General features: G+C 42.9%; 15 protein-coding genes and 1 pseudogene. 10 read left to right on the top strand and 6 right to left on the bottom strand.

The features are described from left to right. Positions 1–156 precede the first annotated feature (156 nt). Positions 157–426 (top strand): helix-turn-helix domain-containing protein, encoded by a 270-nt coding sequence (locus PY092_RS00260; RefSeq protein WP_119638954.1) that lies wholly within the window; start codon positions 157–159, stop codon positions 424–426. A 2-nt stretch (positions 427–428) separates the two neighbouring features. Then, entirely contained in the window at positions 429–686 is a 258-nt protein-coding gene (locus tag PY092_RS00255; RefSeq protein ID WP_119638953.1) for a hypothetical protein, read from the top strand. A gap of 23 nt (positions 687–709) precedes the next feature. Here the strand turns inward: PY092_RS00255 and PY092_RS00250 are convergent, their stop codons facing one another. Beyond that, positions 710–1,333, bottom strand: coding sequence for a hypothetical protein (locus PY092_RS00250; RefSeq protein WP_147378519.1), 624 nt, complete (start codon positions 1,331–1,333; stop codon positions 710–712). Between the two features lie 456 nt (positions 1,334–1,789). On the opposite strand from PY092_RS00250, the gene PY092_RS00245 reads away from it, so the two are divergent. Both PY092_RS00245 and PY092_RS00240 read left to right on the top strand, forming a co-directional pair. Then, on the top strand, positions 1,790–2,176 hold the full coding sequence (locus tag PY092_RS00245; RefSeq protein WP_119638950.1) for a hypothetical protein: 387 nt from the start codon (positions 1,790–1,792) through the stop codon (positions 2,174–2,176). Next, the gene (locus PY092_RS00240) at positions 2,173–4,476 is read left to right on the top strand and encodes a relaxase/mobilization nuclease domain-containing protein (RefSeq protein WP_275613862.1); all 2,304 of its coding nucleotides are present in this window, start codon (positions 2,173–2,175) and stop codon (positions 4,474–4,476) included. Before PY092_RS00245 ends, PY092_RS00240 begins: the two co-directional genes overlap by 4 nt. Positions 4,477–4,716: 240 nt before the next feature. Here PY092_RS00240 and PY092_RS00235 read toward each other — a convergent pair whose 3' ends face one another. The 4 genes and pseudogenes from PY092_RS00235 to PY092_RS00220 all read right to left on the bottom strand — a co-directional run bounded on the left by PY092_RS00235 (position 4,717) and on the right by PY092_RS00220 (position 10,744). Next, positions 4,717–6,033 carry a tyrosine-type recombinase/integrase gene (locus PY092_RS00235; RefSeq protein WP_275613861.1) on the bottom strand — a complete coding sequence of 439 codons (1,317 nt, stop codon included), beginning with the start codon at positions 6,031–6,033 and terminating at the stop codon, positions 4,717–4,719. Between the two features lie 657 nt (positions 6,034–6,690). Next, positions 6,691–8,909, bottom strand: a pseudogene (feoB, locus tag PY092_RS00230) (ferrous iron transport protein B). Then, complete coding sequence (locus PY092_RS00225; protein WP_275613860.1) at positions 8,893–9,936, bottom strand: metal-dependent transcriptional regulator; 1,044 nt, start codon at positions 9,934–9,936, stop codon at positions 8,893–8,895. Before PY092_RS00225 ends, feoB begins: the two are co-directional and overlap by 17 nt. 145 nt (positions 9,937–10,081) lie before the next feature. After that, positions 10,082–10,744 carry a metal-dependent transcriptional regulator gene (locus PY092_RS00220; RefSeq protein ID WP_275613859.1) on the bottom strand — a complete coding sequence of 221 codons (663 nt, stop codon included), beginning with the start codon at positions 10,742–10,744 and terminating at the stop codon, positions 10,082–10,084. A gap of 92 nt (positions 10,745–10,836) precedes the next feature. Here PY092_RS00220 and PY092_RS00215 point away from each other — a divergent pair, with 92 nt between their 5' ends. The 4 genes from PY092_RS00215 to PY092_RS00200 all read left to right on the top strand — a co-directional run bounded on the left by PY092_RS00215 (position 10,837) and on the right by PY092_RS00200 (position 16,364). Next, positions 10,837–13,200 (top strand): TonB-dependent receptor, encoded by a 2,364-nt coding sequence (locus tag PY092_RS00215; RefSeq protein ID WP_275613858.1) that lies wholly within the window; start codon positions 10,837–10,839, stop codon positions 13,198–13,200. Positions 13,201–13,309: 109 nt separating this feature from the next. Then, positions 13,310–13,786 carry a thioredoxin family protein gene (locus PY092_RS00210; protein ID WP_275613857.1) on the top strand — a complete coding sequence of 159 codons (477 nt, stop codon included), beginning with the start codon at positions 13,310–13,312 and terminating at the stop codon, positions 13,784–13,786. 170 nt (positions 13,787–13,956) lie between these two features. Beyond that, positions 13,957–14,373, top strand: coding sequence for a Fur family transcriptional regulator (locus tag PY092_RS00205; RefSeq protein WP_275613856.1), 417 nt, complete (start codon positions 13,957–13,959; stop codon positions 14,371–14,373). A 41-nt stretch (positions 14,374–14,414) separates the two neighbouring features. Next, positions 14,415–16,364 carry a heavy metal translocating P-type ATPase gene (locus PY092_RS00200; protein WP_417958142.1) on the top strand — a complete coding sequence of 650 codons (1,950 nt, stop codon included), beginning with the start codon at positions 14,415–14,417 and terminating at the stop codon, positions 16,362–16,364. 244 nt (positions 16,365–16,608) lie between these two features. Here the strand turns inward: PY092_RS00200 and PY092_RS00195 are convergent, their stop codons facing one another. Then, positions 16,609–17,169 (bottom strand): YceI family protein, encoded by a 561-nt coding sequence (locus tag PY092_RS00195; RefSeq protein WP_275613854.1) that lies wholly within the window; start codon positions 17,167–17,169, stop codon positions 16,609–16,611. 229 nt (positions 17,170–17,398) lie between these two features. Here PY092_RS00195 and PY092_RS00190 point away from each other — a divergent pair, with 229 nt between their 5' ends. Both PY092_RS00190 and PY092_RS00185 read left to right on the top strand, forming a co-directional pair. After that, on the top strand, positions 17,399–18,421 hold the full coding sequence (locus PY092_RS00190) for a sensor histidine kinase (protein ID WP_275613853.1): 1,023 nt from the start codon (positions 17,399–17,401) through the stop codon (positions 18,419–18,421). Positions 18,422–18,424: 3 nt separating this feature from the next. Beyond that, positions 18,425–19,114, top strand: coding sequence for a LytR/AlgR family response regulator transcription factor (locus PY092_RS00185; RefSeq protein ID WP_275613852.1), 690 nt, complete (start codon positions 18,425–18,427; stop codon positions 19,112–19,114). Positions 19,115–19,138: the final 24 nt, after the last annotated feature.

Below are 19,138 nucleotides of genomic sequence, written 5' to 3'. Positions count from 1 at the left end.
AACCATGATCAAACTGAACATGTTTTACCACCGGTTGTATAATACAATTAATAATTGCAGCTCCACAACGAATTAACGAGTGATTTGTCGAAATCGAACACCCTAATATGAAAGGAGAACATATCTTAAAGGGGTATTGGAGTTCAAACCAACCTAATGGAAGTTGTCTGTTTACAAGAAGAAGCCTTTTATGCCTTATTTACGAAGGTTATCGAACATGTCGAATCCAAAAGGCAGGACACCCTCGATAGATGGATCGATGGTGAAGAGGCCATGTCCATTTTACGGATCAAGTCGACCACGACTCTCCAAAAGTTGAGGGACGAGGGTAAAATAAGGTTCTCCCAGCCCCAAAAGAAGATCATACTTTACGATAGGGAATCGATTATGGAATATATTGAAAAACACGCCAGGGAAACTTTTTAACAATGGAAGAAGATATCAAAGTAGATGAAGCGTTTAAAAAATCCTTTAACTTAGGCTACCGGGTTGCAGCTGAACTGAACCTCAAAGCTCCTATGCTCCAGAACCAGGAGAAAATAATGCCCACAAACCCTATGCACTTGGGCATGCAGCAGTTTATCGAAGAAGCCAAGCTTTCAAAAAACAAAAACCAGGAAGAATCGATAGAACAAAATGTCAAAAAGGGCAAGGGTAAATCCAGGGGCAGGGGACCAAGCCTGTAATTGCCTGAAGACCCGTTGAAAAATTAGTTCGCCGCCAAGCAGTACGTTTCCATTGTTTCCAAAATATCCTTACAGGTATGTTCGTCCACTATCGACAGATCGAATTCACCGGCGAAATCACATAAGAGTGCCTTAAGCTCTTCAATGGTGTCCTCCTCCAATCCACTGGCATTTGGTTCATAGACCTTATAGGCAAGTGACCTACCAAATTCACCATCGAATTCCTTTTCCGAATAGGTATCGCTTTCATTTAAAAAATTCTCGAAATAGCACATGTATTTTTGGTCGAGGCCCCAAAAGTACAGGGCGGTAAGTTCGTCCTTTTCAAGGTCGTTTTTGAACTTCATCAACATTCCATAAAGGTCAAGTTCCAACTCGCTGGGCAAGTCAAACCCATAATGATTAACGCTTTTGAGAAGGTCGGTAATAGCTTCGTTGTTTGATTGTGGCTGAAAAGAAAATGCTATCAATAATTTACGAAGTACTATCTTTTTAAAATAGGCTACCGTAGCCGAATTGATATCCTTTGTAATGAACATTTTGTCGCCGATACCTATCAATGGGTTCGAAGTTTTTTTGTTGATTCCAAGTTCGGATTTGGAGGTTGCCCAAAGATACCGAGTAAAGATTTTAACGAACGGCGTCATACGTTTTTTAACTTTTGCATTCATTCATATGTCCCCAAGCCCCTGCGGAAGTCTTGCAAACCTTCCACTCCGATCCTCCCCGTTCGGACACGCTTCGCCGGTCCGGCCGTGAAGTCTTTCCGTTTCGGTTTTGCAAGACACCCTCGCGGCCACGCAAAAGAACAAGCGGCGAAAAGGCCGCTTGCCCTTTTTTCTCCCTACCCACAAAAAGCTTGAGCATTTTCGTATTTCCTTCCATTTTTTCAACAACATATCAGACCAAATAAATCCACTTTCTGTACCCATTTATATTGATATGGCCCGATATGGTTTAACAGGTTAAATAGTTGATTACAAGATAGTTAAATTCAATTTTAATCACTTATATTTATCCGTGAAACGGATAGCAAGGTGCATTCTAAGTAACTTAGAATTGTCTACTTCTGACGAAGTGTTTTGCTTTAATAAGCAAGGAAAATGGAACAACGGAAAAGAGGCCGGAAACGATTGGGGACTAGGAAGCGGTACCATAGCATAATGTTGCGGTTCAACGATGCTGAATATGAAAGATTGCGAAAAATCTGTGGATCCTACAATCTGGATATTTCCAAAAGGGGTGTCATAAGTCCGCTACTAAGAAGGCTGGTCTTGAACAGCGAAGCAGAGGAAAAGGATTTGCTACCCGATACCTCGAACCTTGCCTACCATATCAACAAGATCGGCAACAACATCAACCAATTGGTCAAGCTGGCGCACCATAAAAATTTGAGAAATCCGAACAGTAGTTTGCGGAACGAGATACAAAGAACCAATGATCTCTTGTACGCACTCATTGAAATTACGATGGAAGAAAAACAGGGATGATAGCAAAGATCATTTATGGGGAGACCTGTCAGGGCACATTGAACTATGTCCTTGGAAAGGAAGGTATGCGGATACTCGGTTACGGCAACACGTTTTCCCAAAAGGTATCGCCAAAGTTCTTCGGGGACGTGCTCCATTTTCAGGGGCAGCGCAACGCCACAAAGAACCGTTATGCCCATATCAGCCTGAACCTACCCCATGGGGAACACCTTAACGATAAAACGTTCCTTAAAATCTCCAAGGAATATATGGAAAAAATGGGCTTTGGGGAACAGCCCTATGTGGTGGTACGGCATACGGATACCACGCACGAACATGTCCATATCGTGACCACCATCGTGAAAGAGGATGGAAAAGTCCTGCCTATTTACAATAGTCATAAAAGGAGCATGGCGACAAGGCGGTACCTGGAGAAAAAATACGGGCTGTCCCAGGCACCGACGACAAAACGGAATAGACAACTCCCGATATACCGATTGCCAGAAGAACAGTTCGGTATGGATGCTGAAAAAGGGACGAAATTCTATCTACAGGACGTGCTCAACAGCATCAACCAAAAATACAAAGTGCGGAGCTTCGATGAACTCGCAAGGTTGGTAAAGCCCTATCACATCGAACTAAGGCAAACAAAAAACGAAATGGGAAGGATAGGGGTCGCCTTTGGACTGAACAACCAAAAAGGCTACCGGACAAGGTTCTTGAGCGGTTCCGCCGTGCACCGGAACCTTAGCGGCCCGAAACTTCAAAAGGTCTTCGATGCACATTCCAAGTCAAAATTGTTGCCGATGCACCGGAAACGCCTGTTGAAACAAATTGAAACAACGTACGGTCTTTTTAAAACTATCCGTCCGCATGACCTAAAGGATGTGCTCAAGGGTTATCAGGGTATCGACATCGAACTGGAGACAAAAGGCGATGTAATCGAGGGGTACACTATCTATGACAAGTCGAAGTATGTTTTCGGGAAAAGGGGACTGGGTAAACATATCCGAATGCAGAATCGTTTGGAAATTTTTGGCAACGGGAACGAACCTACTCAAATCGATATCGAAAGCAAGCAGTTCAAATTGGAAGTCCAAAAAGCTATAAAAGAGGCATTGACGACATCTTACCTGAAATCCCTGAAACAGGACGGGTTACTATCTGAACATATTATCACCAGGAACTTCGGAGATATCGTTCCGAACCTTAAAGCCTCGGAAAAATTTCGCTTTTTGGAACGCTACATCCCAAGGAATCAAAGGATCGAATTCAGGAAAGCTGTGGAAAATGCCTTTCCCATTATCAAGAAAAGAATCTACGAACTGGAAACCAAAAAGGAAAAGGAAATCTTGGAGAAAAAGTTCAAGCTTATCGGGAAGGTATTGGAGAAAGGTATTTTCAATGTCGGCACGGAACAGGGAAGTATCCGTCTTTTGTTCCAAGCTTTGGGTGTGAAGTATCATGACAATCAATTGTCCTTTACCCAATCGAACAAGCATACCATACCCGTAAAATTGGGCAATCTACCTTTTCCAGAGAATATGGAAAAACATGTATCCACGGGCTTTGTGCGTCAAAACCATTTGATGCTGGAAATGTTGACGGAACAATCTTCGGAAAATAGCCCCAAGATGACGGGATCGGCCATTTTCCTGCCGATGATTTTTCCGAAACTGTACGAAAGGATGGATCCCGTTTATAAATGGCAGTATGAACGTGTCGCTTTGGGCTCCTATGTAAAATATGCCGAACAGATGCATGCCCCCTTTGAAAAATCGGCGAAGGACTATATCACACTTTTCAACGCCAAGGGGTTCTATTTTGTAAAAGGAGAGAAAGGGTTCGAGGTCAAATCCATTTATACTAACAACAAAGCTAGTTATCCATTACCGAAAAGAACGAGCCTTTATTTAAATTCTATTCCCGATTTGAGCGTAAGATTGCAGAGACAACGAACCGTCATCAAAGGACTTTTTGAAGAGGGCAGGAATGATCTCAAAAACCTTTGGGTAGGGCATCTCATGGAAAGGGGAGTCTACGATAAGGTCGCCTTTATACTGACCAGTGAAAAAGCTTATCCGAACCTACATCGGGAGATAGTGCAGCACCATATGGATAATGGACTTCGGCAGAGCCTTGTTCAAGTATCCCAAAGGCAATCTAGTGTCCAACAAAAACGATTGCTCAGAAAAGGCGTTTATGCCGTTAGTTCGTTATTGGGCGGTAGGGGCAAAAATCAGGATGAGGCCTTTAACGGATTTAAGGATGAGTTGACGGATTGGTCGAAATATAAGAGAAAAGGCGTGGGTATGGGCTAGGGTGGTAAAATTTGAAAAGGTGTTTTGATATGGGATTTTGCGCCCTGACGGGCGCTTTTTTTTGTGGATAGGGAGAAGAAAGAAAAAGAATTTGTTTGCTAAGAAAAATAGAAAACCAAAAATCTCTTTCTGCTCATTCGAATAACCCAGACACCTACCCCGACATTTCCCCCTTTGGAATAAGGTTTTAATCCCGACATAACCAAGTTTATAATAGCAATAACTGCACCGGTCTATTTCCTATGATGCCGTGATTTTGGCATTTATTTCATCCAATATTTTTTCCGACACACTTTTTCCGTAATGTTTTTCGGTAACTTGAACACTTGAATGCCCAAGTCCCGATGAAATCTTACGTATGTCAATGCCCATATCCAAGCCGATGTTTGTCCATGTATCTCTTAGGGTATAAGTAGTAATCTTTTTATTAATTCCTGCTAATTTTGCAATGCGTTTAGCGTACTTATTGAAAGTTTTTACTTTTCCATTGTTTACTTTATGTAACCTCTCGGGCGTAGTGCCTTTTGGAATAATAGGAAATAGGTACTCATCATCATTTTGGCCGTTCAAATAATATCTAATGATTTTGAGGGATTCTTCATTTTGCAGAACGCTAAAGTAATCTCCTTCATAATGTGTTTTTTTACGGAAGTATTTAATACGGTTATCCTCGAATTGAAAACATTTTAAAATAGCCATATCAAAATGGTTCATGCCCATATTGTTGAACATGAACAATAAAAAATTGCGGGTATCCCATATAGGGGTGCGAGCTTCCAGTTTAAGTTTTCTTATGGCATTAATATCTTCTAAGTTGAGAGGAGCAGGGGCGTTTTCATGACTTTGTTTTTTTATGCTCGATAACGGCTTATGGTCTTTTAAATCTTGATAGGTCTTCCCCGCATCGTTCATTATGGCCTGTAAGCTTCTAAGGTGTATAGCGGGCGTATTTTTTGATTTATAACGGTTGCTCATATAAGCCTTGAAATCTTTTGAAAAGGCGTAGTCCATGGCTTTGATTTCCATATCCAAATCTTTGTAATCATCAAGGACTTTTAATTTGCCGTCTTTTAGTTCGAAAAGTGTTTTGATTAAAACTGTATCATCCTCCCCTTTTAGGCTTTTGCGGAATTTAATCAAGGCTTTCAGGGCATCTTCGTAAGAACTTGCCGTGGAAAAACGTTCTTCTAGTCGAAGTCTATTCAGATAGACTGCACCATGATTGAGAATAGAATGTGATGGAGATTTTTTAAAGAATATTCGTTCGATTTCAGATTTTAATTTTTTTATCTCCCAATTTTTTATTTCGCCCGAATGTTCATCCATCCATAAATCAACCTCCGAATAAATTTTTCGGGTGCGTTTAGTATGTCTTGTAGCGTTCATTATTCCAGTTATCTTTCCGGTCGAAAAATCATACTGATTCTCTTTCAAATGTAAATTGAAAGGTATATCACGTGTTTTTCTGGCGTGCCCAACACGCAGAACCAATGGAAATTTTTTATCTTTAGTTTTGTGATCTGCCCGTTTATCGAAGGTTATCTTGATTGTGGCCATAATTTAACGTTTAAAAAAGTGGCGTGCTTTTGGCGTGCTTTTTTTGATTTCAAATGATTTTTAATACTTATTAAAGATAAGCAAAATCCCTGTAAAATAGGCATTTTAAGACATATAAAACCATATGGAGCCATAAGTGAACCGACTGTTAATCAGAGGGTCCTTGGTTCGAGTCCAAGAGGGGGAGCAGACAAAGCAAGGCTTCAGAGAAAATCACACTCTGGAGCCTTTTTTATTTGCACTGGTTGGTTTGAACCAATTCATTTTAGATGAATCAGTGTCATTAAATTGTTGGGGTCGTATTTTTATGTTCTATATCACTAACTTCTCCATAATATAATTTGGACATACAGCAGTTTGTTCACACTCATTATACACTCAATAGGTCATTTTGAAATTACTATAAGGCTATCCAATTCTTAACTGATCCAAATAATTGTCAATGGGATGGCAGGAGGGCCATTTTGTTAATCATAATATTTGAAAGCACAGGATTCTTGGGTCAAATTTAAAGTAATGTCACTTATAAGAGAAAAACTTGTACTTCCAGAAGAAGAAAAGAAATTGCTTTTACATTCCTGTTGCACACCTTGCTCCTTTTCATAATTTCCTTGTAGCTATTTACTATAGAAACAGGCATACTTGTTTGCCAACCAATCAAAAGAACAGATACCACAATTGTGCGGTAAAGAAACAAACGACAAACCCCAGCACAATAGGCAAAAAGGTGGCCACTGCGGTCCATTTGGCACTCTTGGTCTCTTTGTATATGGTATAGATGGTCGTTGAACAGGGGTTGTGCAGCAAACTGAACAACATAAGGTTGATGCCGGTAAGCAATGTCCAGCCCCCCTCCCTTAAAATTCCCTCGGTACTGGAAATGGAATCCAGTTCGAACATTACACCAGAACCCTCGCCCACTCCGGCCATACCGGTAACGAGGACGGTAAGCATCAAAATGGTGGGAATGACTATCTCATTGGCAGGTATGGCAATAATATAGGCCAATAAGATAACACCGTTCAATCCAAATACCACAGCAAAGGGATTGGACCAATCGATAAAGTGTTCCGCAAGGCTCAAATCCCCGATTGTAATGTTGGAAACCAACCAAATGACAATCCCAGCTGGAATGGCAAACACCACGGCCCGCCATAACACGAACAAGGTCCTGTCGATCAAGGAGGTGTAAAGGGTCTGTAGAATCCTGGGTGGCCTGTAAGGTGGAAGTTCAAGACTGAATGTAGAGGCCTCTCCCTTTAGTACAGATTTGCTCAGACCCCACGAAACGATCAAACTAAAGACTATTCCCAACACAGCCACACCTACAACAGCTCCTGTAGAAACAATTCCTGCCCAAAACGGTGTGACCATACCACCAATAAAAATAGTGGCAATAAGGATCTGAGTCGGCCAACGCCCATTACACAGGGAAAAGTTGTTAGTGATTATGGCAATCAATCGTTCCCTGGGACTATCTATGACCCGGGCAGCGATAACCCCTGCGGCATTACAACCAAATCCCATACTCATGGTCAAAGCCTGTTTCCCATGGGCCCCGGCCTTTCTAAAAAGACTGTCCATATTAAAGGCCACTCTTGGCAGATAACCTAAATCCTCCAAAAGGGTGAACAATGGAAAAAATATCGCCATTGGAGGCAGCATGACCGCTATGACCCAAGCCATGGCCAAATAGGCCCCATCGACAAAAACCCCAGAAAGCCACCATGGCATCACACTGTCCGCAGCATTCTTCAATAGGGGATGCAGGGTATCCACCAACAAGGAGGCCAACAGTCCAGATGGATAATTGGCCCCGGAAATCGTAATCCAGAACACTAGTGCCAAGAGCACGAACATGATGGGAAACCCCAGCATCCGGCTTGTGACCACTTTGTCTATCTTGCGTTCCATACTAAATGATGGACGATCACCATCCATGGAAACCGTTTTACGTGCAATTTGGGCCGCATCAGCATATAGGGAAGATACAATACTGTCATGGGTGTCCATGCCCAGTTCCCATTTAAGGTTGTTGGCCATTCCCAAGATTTCCTCATTGACCTGTTTGTTTTTCTGTTCCATCATACCTCTATTTGGGTTTCATTTTCCACCAATTCTCCCAGACTGCCATTATGAAGAGCCTCAATAATGCTCTGGTCGCCTTCGAGAAGCCTTAAGGCCACCCAATCGGCATTGGGTAGGCCAGGGTATGTGTCCAATAATTTTTTTGATAGCTTAGTAATGGCCCGCTTTAATTGAGGAGAATGGTTACGGGTCCTATGGGGTTTACAGACATATTGTCCCGAGGCCACTTCGGAAATCATTTTGACCAGTTCGGACATGCCCTCGCGTTTTCGGGCGGAAGTTGGGACCACTGGAATACCCAACTCTCTTGAAAGCGCTCTCACATCGATTTCGACATGGTTCCGCTTCGCCTCGTCCATTAGGTTCAGGCACAAAATAGCCCTGTTCGTTATCTCTAGAATCTGTAAAACCAGGTTCAAGTTTCGTTCCAGTCTAGTGGCATCGGCCACGATTACGGTTACATCAGGGCGTCCAAAGAGGATGAAATTACGGGCCACTTCTTCATCCGTACTGGTGGATAAAAGCGAATAGGTGCCCGGAAGATCTACGATCTTATACCGTTTGTCATCATAGGAAAAAGCCCCTTCAGCACGACCTACCGTTTTTCCGGGCCAGTTGCCCGTATGTTGTCTCAGTCCCGTTAGGTTGTTAAAGACCGTACTCTTACCGGTGTTGGGGTTTCCGGCAAGGGCCACTACATAGTCCATCTTTTCCATATTGATTCCCAAGCGAACAAGGTTGTCCTTGTGATGTACGGGACATTTTTCACAATTAGGCTGACTGCTCATGGTGCTCTTTTTTAATGTTATTGATAAAAATCAGGTCGGCCTGATTCTTTCTGATGGCGATGGTAGTGCCCAGAATACGATAGCCAACGGGGTCCCCAGAGGCACTCTGGATCTCAGCGGTTATGGTGTTCCCGGGAACAATCCCAAAATCCATCAACCGTCTGCGCTGCAAACCTCTACAATAGGAGGAAATCCCGACAACGGTTGCGGTCTCATCAACCTCTAGATCGGAAAGTGTTTGATATCCTTCCTGTATTGGTTTTGCCTTTGGCAAAGGTTGAACGGTTATTGCAGAGGCAAAAAGCGGGGTCAGTACACATTCGTTCCCATCCGCCGCAAAAGTTACCTTGCCTTCTTGAACATCCAAAAGGTACACTTGCATCCCGGGATAAAGTCCTTGGGCGGACAACTGTTCAAAGATATAATGCGGTTCGTCCTCAATGTGAACAATCTGGGCCACTTCGCCTTCCTTTAAACTGTTCAATGTTTTTCCCGAAAAAGGGGGGATTTTACCATCTTTGGTCGGAATGGGGTCGCCATGGGGGTCAAATGCCGGATTCCCTATCCGGGCCGCAATCCTGTTGGCGTCTTCCATGGAGAGCTGGTGCTCCCTGATATCCGCCTCGCCATGCCAATCCATCTGTTCCACTCCAGTTTCGTCTGCTAAAAATCGTTCCCATATCCGGTGTACACGTACTATCCGAAGGGCATATGATTTTCCGGTATCCGTGAGGCGTATGTTTTGTTCCTGAAAGACCACAAGTCCCATGTCCCTGAGATGGGCCAGAAGTCTGGCCATTTGGTCTGCACTGATGTTCAAATTACCAGCAACACTGTTCAAATCACAAGTGTTCCCTTTATACTCACAATCAAACAGGTACTTAAGAGTATCCTCCAAAAGGACTCGTCGGGAACTATTCCTAACTTTGCCCATGCGAGCGAAAAGCCCTTTTTTGGGCCAAAATGCCCATGCCAATACCACTATAACAAGTAGTCCCAGTCCCAGTGCCAATATTGGATGTTCCATCGAAAATTTATATTTCTCTTTATAGTAACTAGTAAAAGGCCAAGGTCCAATGGATCTTTGCTTTTTATTTAATTAGTTTTGCTAAATTAAAAATTTAGTCTAATCTAAACAAAAATTTTAGACAAGTATAATAATAAGCGATGACCTATTTGCTCTGAAGGTAAAGATTTGTAGCAATTTGCTGGGAGACCGTATGTTCCCGATTCCCGACCCTTAGGTGCAAAGAACCATCAAAAACTTCCTTGCCCAAAATATGTATGGTCTTGCCTATTGAAATCCCGTGCTTGTCCAAATACTGCAAAAAAGGCACGGAACTATCCTTTACCGCCACACAGGTTCCTTTGGTGCCAACGGGAAGCTCACTCAACAATTGTTTGTCATACCCTTGTTCATCGATATCACCATTCTTTGTGGGTATGGGATCACCGTGTGGATCATACTTTGGAAATCCAAGGAGCTCGTCGATCTTGTCAATCAGCTTTTCACTCTTGATATGCTCCAATTGTTCAGCTACCTCATGTACTTCGTCCCAGGTAAAATCCAGTTTCCTGACCAAAAATACTTCCCACAAACGATGCTTTCGAATGATGTTCAGGGCCGTCTTTATACCCAATTCCGATAGTGATACCCCTTGATATTTCTTATAGTTTACCAGACCCTTTTCGGACAGTCTTTTGGCCATGTCGGTTACCGATGACGGCTTGGTCTCCATCTGTTCTGCAATAGCATTTGTGGTTATGGGGGTAGTGGTTTTGCTACCTCCCAAATGAAAGATGGTCTTGAGATAATTTTCCTCCGAACGGGTCATTTGAATATTTTTTCCAAAAATACATTTTTTTAATCAAAACCTTTTTTTAGATTTGTCTAAAAAATAATTAAGAATAAGGTAAATATTATTGAATGAATATTGAAAAATACTTTTTGTTTTGTTTAATTTTAATCGGGCAAATTGCATCTGCCCAGTCGAACCAAGCCACCATATCCGGCAATGTGGCTACAGCAGATGGATCTGTTCCTTATGCTACCGTCTTTGTGGCCAATGGCACTGAAGGTACACTCACGGATGCAAAGGGAAACTATGAACTTCAGGTTTCGCCAGGGGAACTTACCATACAAGTGAGTTCACAGGGCTATCGAAAGGCATCAAAGACCGTGAAGGTAATGCCAGGGGTAAGTATTACCTTGAACTTTACCCTTCTTGAGGATGCCCTTGGCCTTGACGAGGTGGTCATCAGTGCCACCCGGAACCGGGTGGAACGTCGGAATGCTCCGGTTGTGGTATCTACTTTGAAACCAAAATTGTTGACGGCCACCCAATCCACTTCATTGGCGGACGGTCTTAAATTTGCCCCTGGTGTAAGGGTAGAGACCAATTGTCAGAACTGTGGCTTTACCCAGGTACGCCTGAACGGTCTGGAGGGCGGTTATACCCAAATCTTGCTCAATAGTAGGCCTGTGTTCTCTTCGTTGCTCGGCGTATATGGACTTGAACAGATTCCGACCAATATTATAGAACGGGTAGAAGTGGTCCGCAGTGGTGGATCAGCGCTTTATGGCTCGAATGCCATCGCCGGTACGGTTAATGTGATCACCAAGGATCCTATATTGAACACATGGGAAATTGGTAGTACCATGGCCTTGGTGGACGGGGATGCGGTGGATCGCATGGTAACCTTCAATACCTCCATCGTTGCGGACGATCTTAACAGCGGGGTTACCCTATTTGGGAATTACCGCAACAGGGATGCTTATGATGCCAATGGAGACGGTTTTACCGAAATGGTGGAACTACAGAACAATACCGTGGGGGCCAAGGCCTTTTTGAGGCCGAATGACCGTAGTCGTGTCTCACTCAACCTAAATGCGATAAAGGAATTCCGTAGGGGTGGGGACAAACTGGATTTGGCACCACATTTTACGGATATTACCGAACAATTGGACCATAATACTTTTTTGGGGGGGGCTGATTATGAGATTAACAGTAAAGACCGTAGCTCCCTGTATCAAGTCTATACTTCGGCCTCCCATACGAACCGGGGCAGCTATTACGGAGGTCTGGGTGGCGAAAGGACCTATCAGGATAGTATATCGGCCAATAATGCCTATGGTTCCACCAAAGATCTGGCCTGGGTAAACGGTCTGCAGTATACCAAGACCTTCAAGAACAAGAATGTACTGACCTCCGGTGCCGAGTTCAACCATGCCAAGACAGAGGATGGAATCCCTGGATATGATCGTTTGATCGATCAAAAAGTGAATTCCTTGGGGGCTTATGCCCAATACGAATGGAAACTCTCCGATGTCTTTACCACCTTGATCGGTGCTCGATTGGATAATGTATCCGTTGATGGGGACTATGCCATTGGGGGTATCCAAAGGGAATCTGATATATCGCAAACAGCATTCTCACCCAGACTGACCCTTGCCTATCAGATTACAAAAGACCTTAAGTTCAGGGGTGGCTATGCCCGCGGTTTTAGGGCGCCACAGGCCTTTAACGAGGACCTTCATATTTCCAGTGTGGGCGGAGAACCGCAGTTTGTCATCCTTTCGGACGACTTGGAAACCGAGTATTCCAATGCCTATACCGGTTCGTTCAATTATTCCAAAAACGTAGGTCTCTTGCAGATGGATTTTCTGATCGAAGGCTTTTATACCGATATTGAAGGGCCCTTTACTGTGGTCAGCACTGGAGCTGTACTGGATAACGGATCTATTTTGGAGGAGGTCAGGAATGGATCTGGGGCCAAGGTGTACGGTGCCAATTTTGAGTTTGGGGTATCCCCTGACCCACAATGGCAGTTTCAATTGGGTGGTACCCTGCAAAAGGCTGAGTACGATGAGGCCCAAGCCCTTTTTGAATCCGATGGCACACCGGGCGAGTTTGATATATATGTGGATGAATTTGTCCGCAACCCGAACCTTTATGGATACCTGAACGTTTCATGGTTGCCCAGCGATGCATTCAATATGGATATTACAAGTAGTTATACCGGGTCTATGACGGTACCCCACGTTATCAGTGATACCGGATTTATGGAACTTATGGACACGGATGCCTTTTACGACCTTAACATCAAATTGGAAAGCCACTTCGATTTCAACGAGAATTTCATGGTTACCTTCACTGGTGGTATCAAAAACCTGTTCAACAGCTTTCAAGATGATTTTGATACGGGGGCAGGAAGGGATTCCGATTATATCTATGGGCCCAATGCGCCGAGAACCATCTTCTTTGGGCTGAAACTTGGAAAGCTGCATTGATATGATTGTTTAGTTAATGTTTCTTATGAAAAAGACCACTATTCTATGTAGATTAATTTCTGGTAATTCAAAAGCAATGGGATGTGGTCTTTTTTTATCTTGCTTACACATGAAAAAAAATAAACTGTACGTTATTATATGTTTTGTCTTTATGGCCGGGTCGCTCCATGCGCAAAAACAGCACATTCAATGGATAAGCTTTGAGCAATTGGAAGATTCACTGACTGTAAGGCCAAAGAAGGTCCTTATCGATTTTTATGCCGATTGGTGCGCCTATTGCAAGAAAATGGACATGGCCGCTTTTCAGGATCCAGCTGTCATTTCTGTAATCAATTCCCAATATTATGCAGTAAAAATGGATGTGGAATCAAAGGATACCATTTCTTTTGGAGGAGATACATTCCATAATGCACAGTCGGGCAAAAAAAGAAATCCCACTCATGAGATACCTTTGGCATTGGCCTCAAGGAAGGATAAACCTTTCTCTGTGCCCGCAATAGTCATTTTGGACGACAGATTCCGAGTAAGGAGCCGTTATTTTGAGTATGTCCCTCCGAAGAAAATGGCCATGATTTTGAATGAATAGCATCATTGTTGTCTCAACAGAAGAGCTTTTGGAATAAGGAGCCTTGCTCAAAACCTTAAACCATTTGATGAAACTGACATGATTAAAATAGTATTTAAACACACAGGGGGAAGATTATTTCAATCATCAAAGGTTACATGTGACCATTGAGAAAAAATAAAAAGAAACACATGAAAGAGATTGAAAACATACTAAAGAACAAAGAGATACGTCCTACGGCCATGCGTCTTCTCATCTATAAATACCTTGCCCAAAAAGAAGCGGCGACATCGTTGACGGATATTGAGGTGGCATTTTTAAAGGCAGACAGGACCACTTTGTACCGAACATTGAAAACTTTTGAGGACAAGGGCATTGCGCACCAAATTGATGACGGTACGGGCGTTCAGAAATACGCCCTTTGTGAACCGGGATGTAATTGTGACTTGGAGCAGGACCTGCATCTGCACTTCCATTGCAATAGCTGTAATGAAACCGTTTGTTTGACCGAACAAAAAATCCCGCATATCAATCTCCCGGAAGGCTTTGTTGCCGAAGATGCCAACTTGGTTATGAAGGGAATATGCGATAAATGCAACCAGATATAAATGCACTTCCGTTGCATGTCCTTTTTGTGCAAATTGCAGGAATGAAAAAAATGGGAGAAAACCCTGGGAGTTTACAGGAAGAATCAAATATGCACCAACATGGGGAAGGTTGCTGCAACAATGCCCCCTCTGAAAAAAAATGGGCCCAGTACAAATGGCCCTTGGTCAGTTTTGTGCTCCTTGTTCAGGGACTTATCAATGACCAACTGAAACTATATACGAATCCGGAGTGGTTTCGTTTGGTGTGGTACATGGGAGCATACCTGCCCATCGGCCTTCCTATTTTAAGGACAGGCTGGTTAAATATCAAAAAAGGGGAAATATTCACGGAATTTTTCCTGATGTCCATTGCAACCTTGGGGGCGTTCATCCTTGGGAAATACCCCGAAGGTGTTGCGGTCATGTTGTTTTATACTGTGGGGGAACTCTTCCAACATGCTGCTGTGGACAAGGCAAGGGGAAATATCAAGGCTCTTTTGGATGCCAGACCGGATGAGGCATTGGTGTTTAGGGGCGGAGATTTTGTGACGGTGCGCCCGGAGTCCGTCAAAATAGGGGAACACCTTAAGGTACGTGTAGGTGAAAAGGTTCCGTTGGATGGAGTATTGCTTTCAGCAAAGGCAGTGGTGAACACGGCCGCCGTTACGGGCGAAAGCAAACCCAACACCCTTCAAAAAGGAGAGAACCTCTATGCGGGGAGCATCAATCTGGAAGGGGTCATTGAAGTGGAAACAACCAGGGAATTCAAGGATAGTTCCATTGCCCGAATCTTGGATATGGTACAAAATGCCACTGCCCGAAAATCCAAGACTGAACTGTTCATCCGAAAGTTTGCCAAGGTCTATACGCCCATCGTGGTGTTCCTTGCCATGTCCCTCACATTCCTTCCGTACTTTTTTGTGGAAGATTATATATTCAAGGATTGGCTGTACCGGGCACTGATTTTTTTGGTGATTTCCTGTCCCTGTGCCCTGGTCATTTCCATACCCTTAGGGTATTTTGGTGGTCTTGGTGCCGCTTCCCGAAATGGAATATTGTTTAAGGGAGCTTCTTTTTTGGATGCTATGACCAAGTTGAATACCATTGTCATGGATAAAACGGGGACTATTACCAAGGGAGTTTTCAAAATAAAGGAAATCAAATCCTTTGGGATGGAAGAAAGGGAGTTCATGGGCTACCTCATGGCCATGGAGGCACAATCCACCCATCCCATTGCCCAAGCCATATTGCAATACAAAAATGGCAATATCAGCAAAGCTGTGGAAGTAAGCGAATTGGCGGGAAAGGGTTTGAAAGGTATTGTGAACGGAAAAAAAGTCCTTGTGGGAAACAGGGCCTTGATGGATGCAAATGGGATAACGGTCCCTACGGAAACCGATTCCATTGTGGAGACCATCATTATGGTGGGTGTGGATAGCGATTTTTTAGGGTATGTGACCATTGCCGACGAACTTAAGGAAGATGCGCACCAGGCCGTCCAGCAAATCAGAAATGTTGGGATTTCAGAACTCATCATACTATCAGGGGATAAGGATTCCATTACCCAGAAAGTAGCCATGGAGCTGGGTCTGGATTGGGCAAAGGGAGGATTGTTGCCAGAGGACAAACTCAATGAAGTGGAAAAATTGAAACAACGATCGGACAATGTCATTTCTTTCGTTGGGGATGGCATTAATGATGCTCCCGTACTTGCTATCAGTGATGTGGGGATTGCCATGGGAGGCTTGGGCAGCGACGTGGCCATAGAAACCGCGGATGTAATCATTCAGACCGATCAACCGAGTAAAATAGCGAGAGCTATAAAGATTGCGCGTTCTACCCGTCGAATCGTTTGGCAGAATATCGCTTTGGCCTTTGGAGTTAAAGCATTGGTGTTGATTTTAGGTGCTGGTGGCATGGCAACAATGTGGGAAGCGGTATTTGCAGATGTTGGAGTTGCCTTGCTGGCTATATTGAATGCGGTGCGACTTCAACAGATGAAATGGGATTGAACTGTATGTGACCATACGAATGTATGCAAAGAAGTAATAAAAAGTGTACGCTAATAGTTGGTTTCAATTGATTTTGTTTGGAAGCAAAACGTATTTAAACACTACATTTAGTTTTGGAATTTGCATGCATCCCATTCAGTAACGCTGCTGATCAGAGGATATTTGGTTTCGAGTCCAAGGGGGGAGATACAAATGTAAGAGGCTGTCTTTTCAGACAGCCTCTTACATCATATAGAATTAGCTTTTATTGTTGTGCCATTTCCAGGTTGATGGTCATTTCCACATCATCTCCCAACGAAGCTGAATTGCCGCCCACACCAAATTCCAAACGGTCAATAGTGCCGGTAAGTTTTAGACCGGCCTTTAATTTTTGGCTTCTTTGGTCTGAGATGATTCCGTTTACCTTTCCTTCCAAGGTTACAGGTTTGGTTACCCCGTGCATACTTAAATCCCCGTTGAGCACAAAGGTTTTATCCCCTGTTTTTTCAAAACTTGTGCTTTTAAAGGAAATTGACGGGTATTTTTCAGCATCAAAAAAATCGGCACTTCTCAAGTGATCATCCCGCCTATCGTTATCCGTATCGATACTGGTTGTTTTAATGTCAACGGAAAATTCGGCTTCATCAAAAGTATCGGTAGCTGTGGCAGTGATATCAAATTCACTGAAATGCCCCTCTACTTCGGAAATCATTAAGTGGGTAATGGCAAAGCCAACTTTGGAGTGGGCTCCGTCCGATTTCCAGGTTGATTGGGCCGCCACCAATAGCGTAGTCATAAATGCCAAGGTAAAAAATGTCTTTTTCATGATTGTGTGATTTAAGTGTATATGGTTTAAAGCTAACCATTTTGGAATGGTTTCGTTCCAAATATGATCATTAGTAAAGTAAATACTAAATATTTTCCGTAAACGACATATGTTAACCTCCATCCAACCAATGGATTAAATATATTGTATGGGGTTAAAATGTCGTTGAGGGGGTAAACTTGGTTGTTGGTAAAGCTGCTTTTTCCTAGCAGATGTTTTATACATAATTTTGAAGCTAAATAATTATAAGGTATTGATTTCCAAAAAAGAACTTCTTTTCCAAATTGTGTTGCACAGTATTGTGCTTTTGTTTTTCTCTTTTGACAGAAATGAGGAAGTGATTAATCTGAATAGGGTCTTATTTTTATTGTATTACAGCTTGGCCACTATTGGGGTAACCTATTTCTTGATGCCCAAATATTTGTACAAACAGAAGTATTGGCAATTTTTCATGGGTTTTGCATTGTTGGTGGCATTGGTCATCTGTATTGAGGAGCTTGTGATGGAACCGCTCATGTATCCTGGTACAAAACGAGGGGATCATTTTCCGGGCATATATATCGCCCTTTTGGGCACATTGCCTGTCATGACCATCCTTTCAGGCGGTAAGTTTGGATGGGATGCCCTCAAAAAACAAGCTCAAATAGATGAGTTGGAGACCACGATACAAGAAAGCGAACTACAGTTTTTACGAAGCCAGATCAATCCTCATTTTTTGTTCAATAATTTGAACAACCTATATTCCTATGCCTTACAGGAATCGCCAAAAACCCCAGAAATCATCTTGGAGATGAGTGGGGTATTGCGATATATGTTGTACGAATCCAAGGAACAGTTCGTACCTTTAAAAAAGGAATTGGAGCAGTTGGGCAACTTTATCCGATTGTACAAATTGCAAATAGAGGATAGGGGGGAAGTACACTTTGATGTGGACAAAATAGAAGGTGAATATAAGATTGCCCCTTTGATTTTGATCGTGTTCATTGAAAATGCCTTCAAACATAGTCAATCGGGTCAATCTTCAGATATTGAGATCGACATATCCGTTAAATTGAGCGACTCTACATTGGAGTTCCGTTGCAAGAACAACTATGAGCCAGGCTTTAGTCTGGATAGTGTTGCCAAGGGAATAGGGTTAAAAAATGTGCAAAAACGCTTGGAGCTATTGTACCCTAAAAAGCACGTGCTGAAAATAGAAGAGGCCGACAATTCCTATAATGTGTACCTGAAATTGGAATTGGAAAAAGTATAGGTTATGAGGTGTATTATTGTTGAAGATCAGCCACCGGCCCAGCGAATATTGAGGAAGTTTATTCAGGACGTGCCTACCTTGGAACTTGTTGAAGTGTTTTCCGATGGACTAAAGGCCATGGAATTCCTGAACAAGGAAACGGTGGATCTCATGTTCTTGGACATTCATTTGCCCAAAATAAACGGGCTGGATTTTCTGAAGAGCATTCCAGACCCCCCACATGTTATCTTGACCACTGCCTTTTCGGAATATGCACTCGAAGGATATGACCTGAACGTTGTGGATTATCTGTTAAAGCCTTTTTCTTTCCAGCGTTTTTTGCAAGCGGTCAATAAAGTGAATGCCAAGCATGAGCATATCGTGTCCAAAAATGATATAGCTCCACTAACGGAGATTTATGTAAAGTCCAGCCATGAGCACATCAAAGTTCTGGTAAAGGATATTTATACCATTTCCTCGGATTCGGATTATACCGAAATACATCTCAAGGACAAGAAAATATTGTCCAATGAGCCCCTACGCCATTGGAAGGAAGTCTTGGGCGGTAGTCAATTCTATCAGATACACAAATCCCACATTATCAATACCAAAAAGATAGACAGGATATCAGGAAATCTGGTATTGTTGACCAATGGCGCCAGAATACCCATGGGAAGAGCGTATAAAGAAAGTTTTTTAAAGAGTATTTTATAAAAAAAAGTCTGGAAATTCCAGACT

The sequence above is a fragment of the Flagellimonas yonaguniensis genome, from assembly GCF_029193885.1.
Classification (GTDB): domain Bacteria; phylum Bacteroidota; class Bacteroidia; order Flavobacteriales; family Flavobacteriaceae; genus Flagellimonas; species Flagellimonas yonaguniensis.
The sequence above is the reverse complement of the archived record's forward strand: the minus strand, read 5'-3'. Positions and strand labels throughout refer to the sequence as shown.

Excerpts from the sequence above, each read along its gene's own strand:
- PY092_RS00245 (WP_119638950.1), top strand. The coding sequence starts at position 1,790 with ATGGAACAACGGAAAAGAGGCCGGAAACGATTGGGGACTAGGAAGCGG.
- PY092_RS00220 (WP_275613859.1), bottom strand. The coding sequence starts at position 10,744 with ATGACCCGTTCGGAGGAAAATTATCTCAAGACCATCTTTCATTTGGGA.
- PY092_RS00260 (WP_119638954.1), top strand. The coding sequence starts at position 157 with ATGGAAGTTGTCTGTTTACAAGAAGAAGCCTTTTATGCCTTATTTACG.
- PY092_RS00210 (WP_275613857.1), top strand. The coding sequence starts at position 13,310 with ATGAAAAAAAATAAACTGTACGTTATTATATGTTTTGTCTTTATGGCC.
- PY092_RS00185 (WP_275613852.1), top strand. The coding sequence starts at position 18,425 with ATGAGGTGTATTATTGTTGAAGATCAGCCACCGGCCCAGCGAATATTG.
- PY092_RS00235 (WP_275613861.1), bottom strand. The coding sequence starts at position 6,033 with ATGGCCACAATCAAGATAACCTTCGATAAACGGGCAGATCACAAAACT.
- PY092_RS00255 (WP_119638953.1), top strand. The coding sequence starts at position 429 with ATGGAAGAAGATATCAAAGTAGATGAAGCGTTTAAAAAATCCTTTAAC.
- PY092_RS00200 (WP_417958142.1), top strand. The coding sequence starts at position 14,415 with ATGAAAAAAATGGGAGAAAACCCTGGGAGTTTACAGGAAGAATCAAAT.
- PY092_RS00250 (WP_147378519.1), bottom strand. The coding sequence starts at position 1,333 with ATGACGCCGTTCGTTAAAATCTTTACTCGGTATCTTTGGGCAACCTCC.
- PY092_RS00195 (WP_275613854.1), bottom strand. The coding sequence starts at position 17,169 with ATGAAAAAGACATTTTTTACCTTGGCATTTATGACTACGCTATTGGTG.
- PY092_RS00205 (WP_275613856.1), top strand. The coding sequence starts at position 13,957 with ATGAAAGAGATTGAAAACATACTAAAGAACAAAGAGATACGTCCTACG.
- PY092_RS00240 (WP_275613862.1), top strand. The coding sequence starts at position 2,173 with ATGATAGCAAAGATCATTTATGGGGAGACCTGTCAGGGCACATTGAAC.
- PY092_RS00225 (WP_275613860.1), bottom strand. The coding sequence starts at position 9,936 with ATGGAACATCCAATATTGGCACTGGGACTGGGACTACTTGTTATAGTG.
- PY092_RS00215 (WP_275613858.1), top strand. The coding sequence starts at position 10,837 with ATGAATATTGAAAAATACTTTTTGTTTTGTTTAATTTTAATCGGGCAA.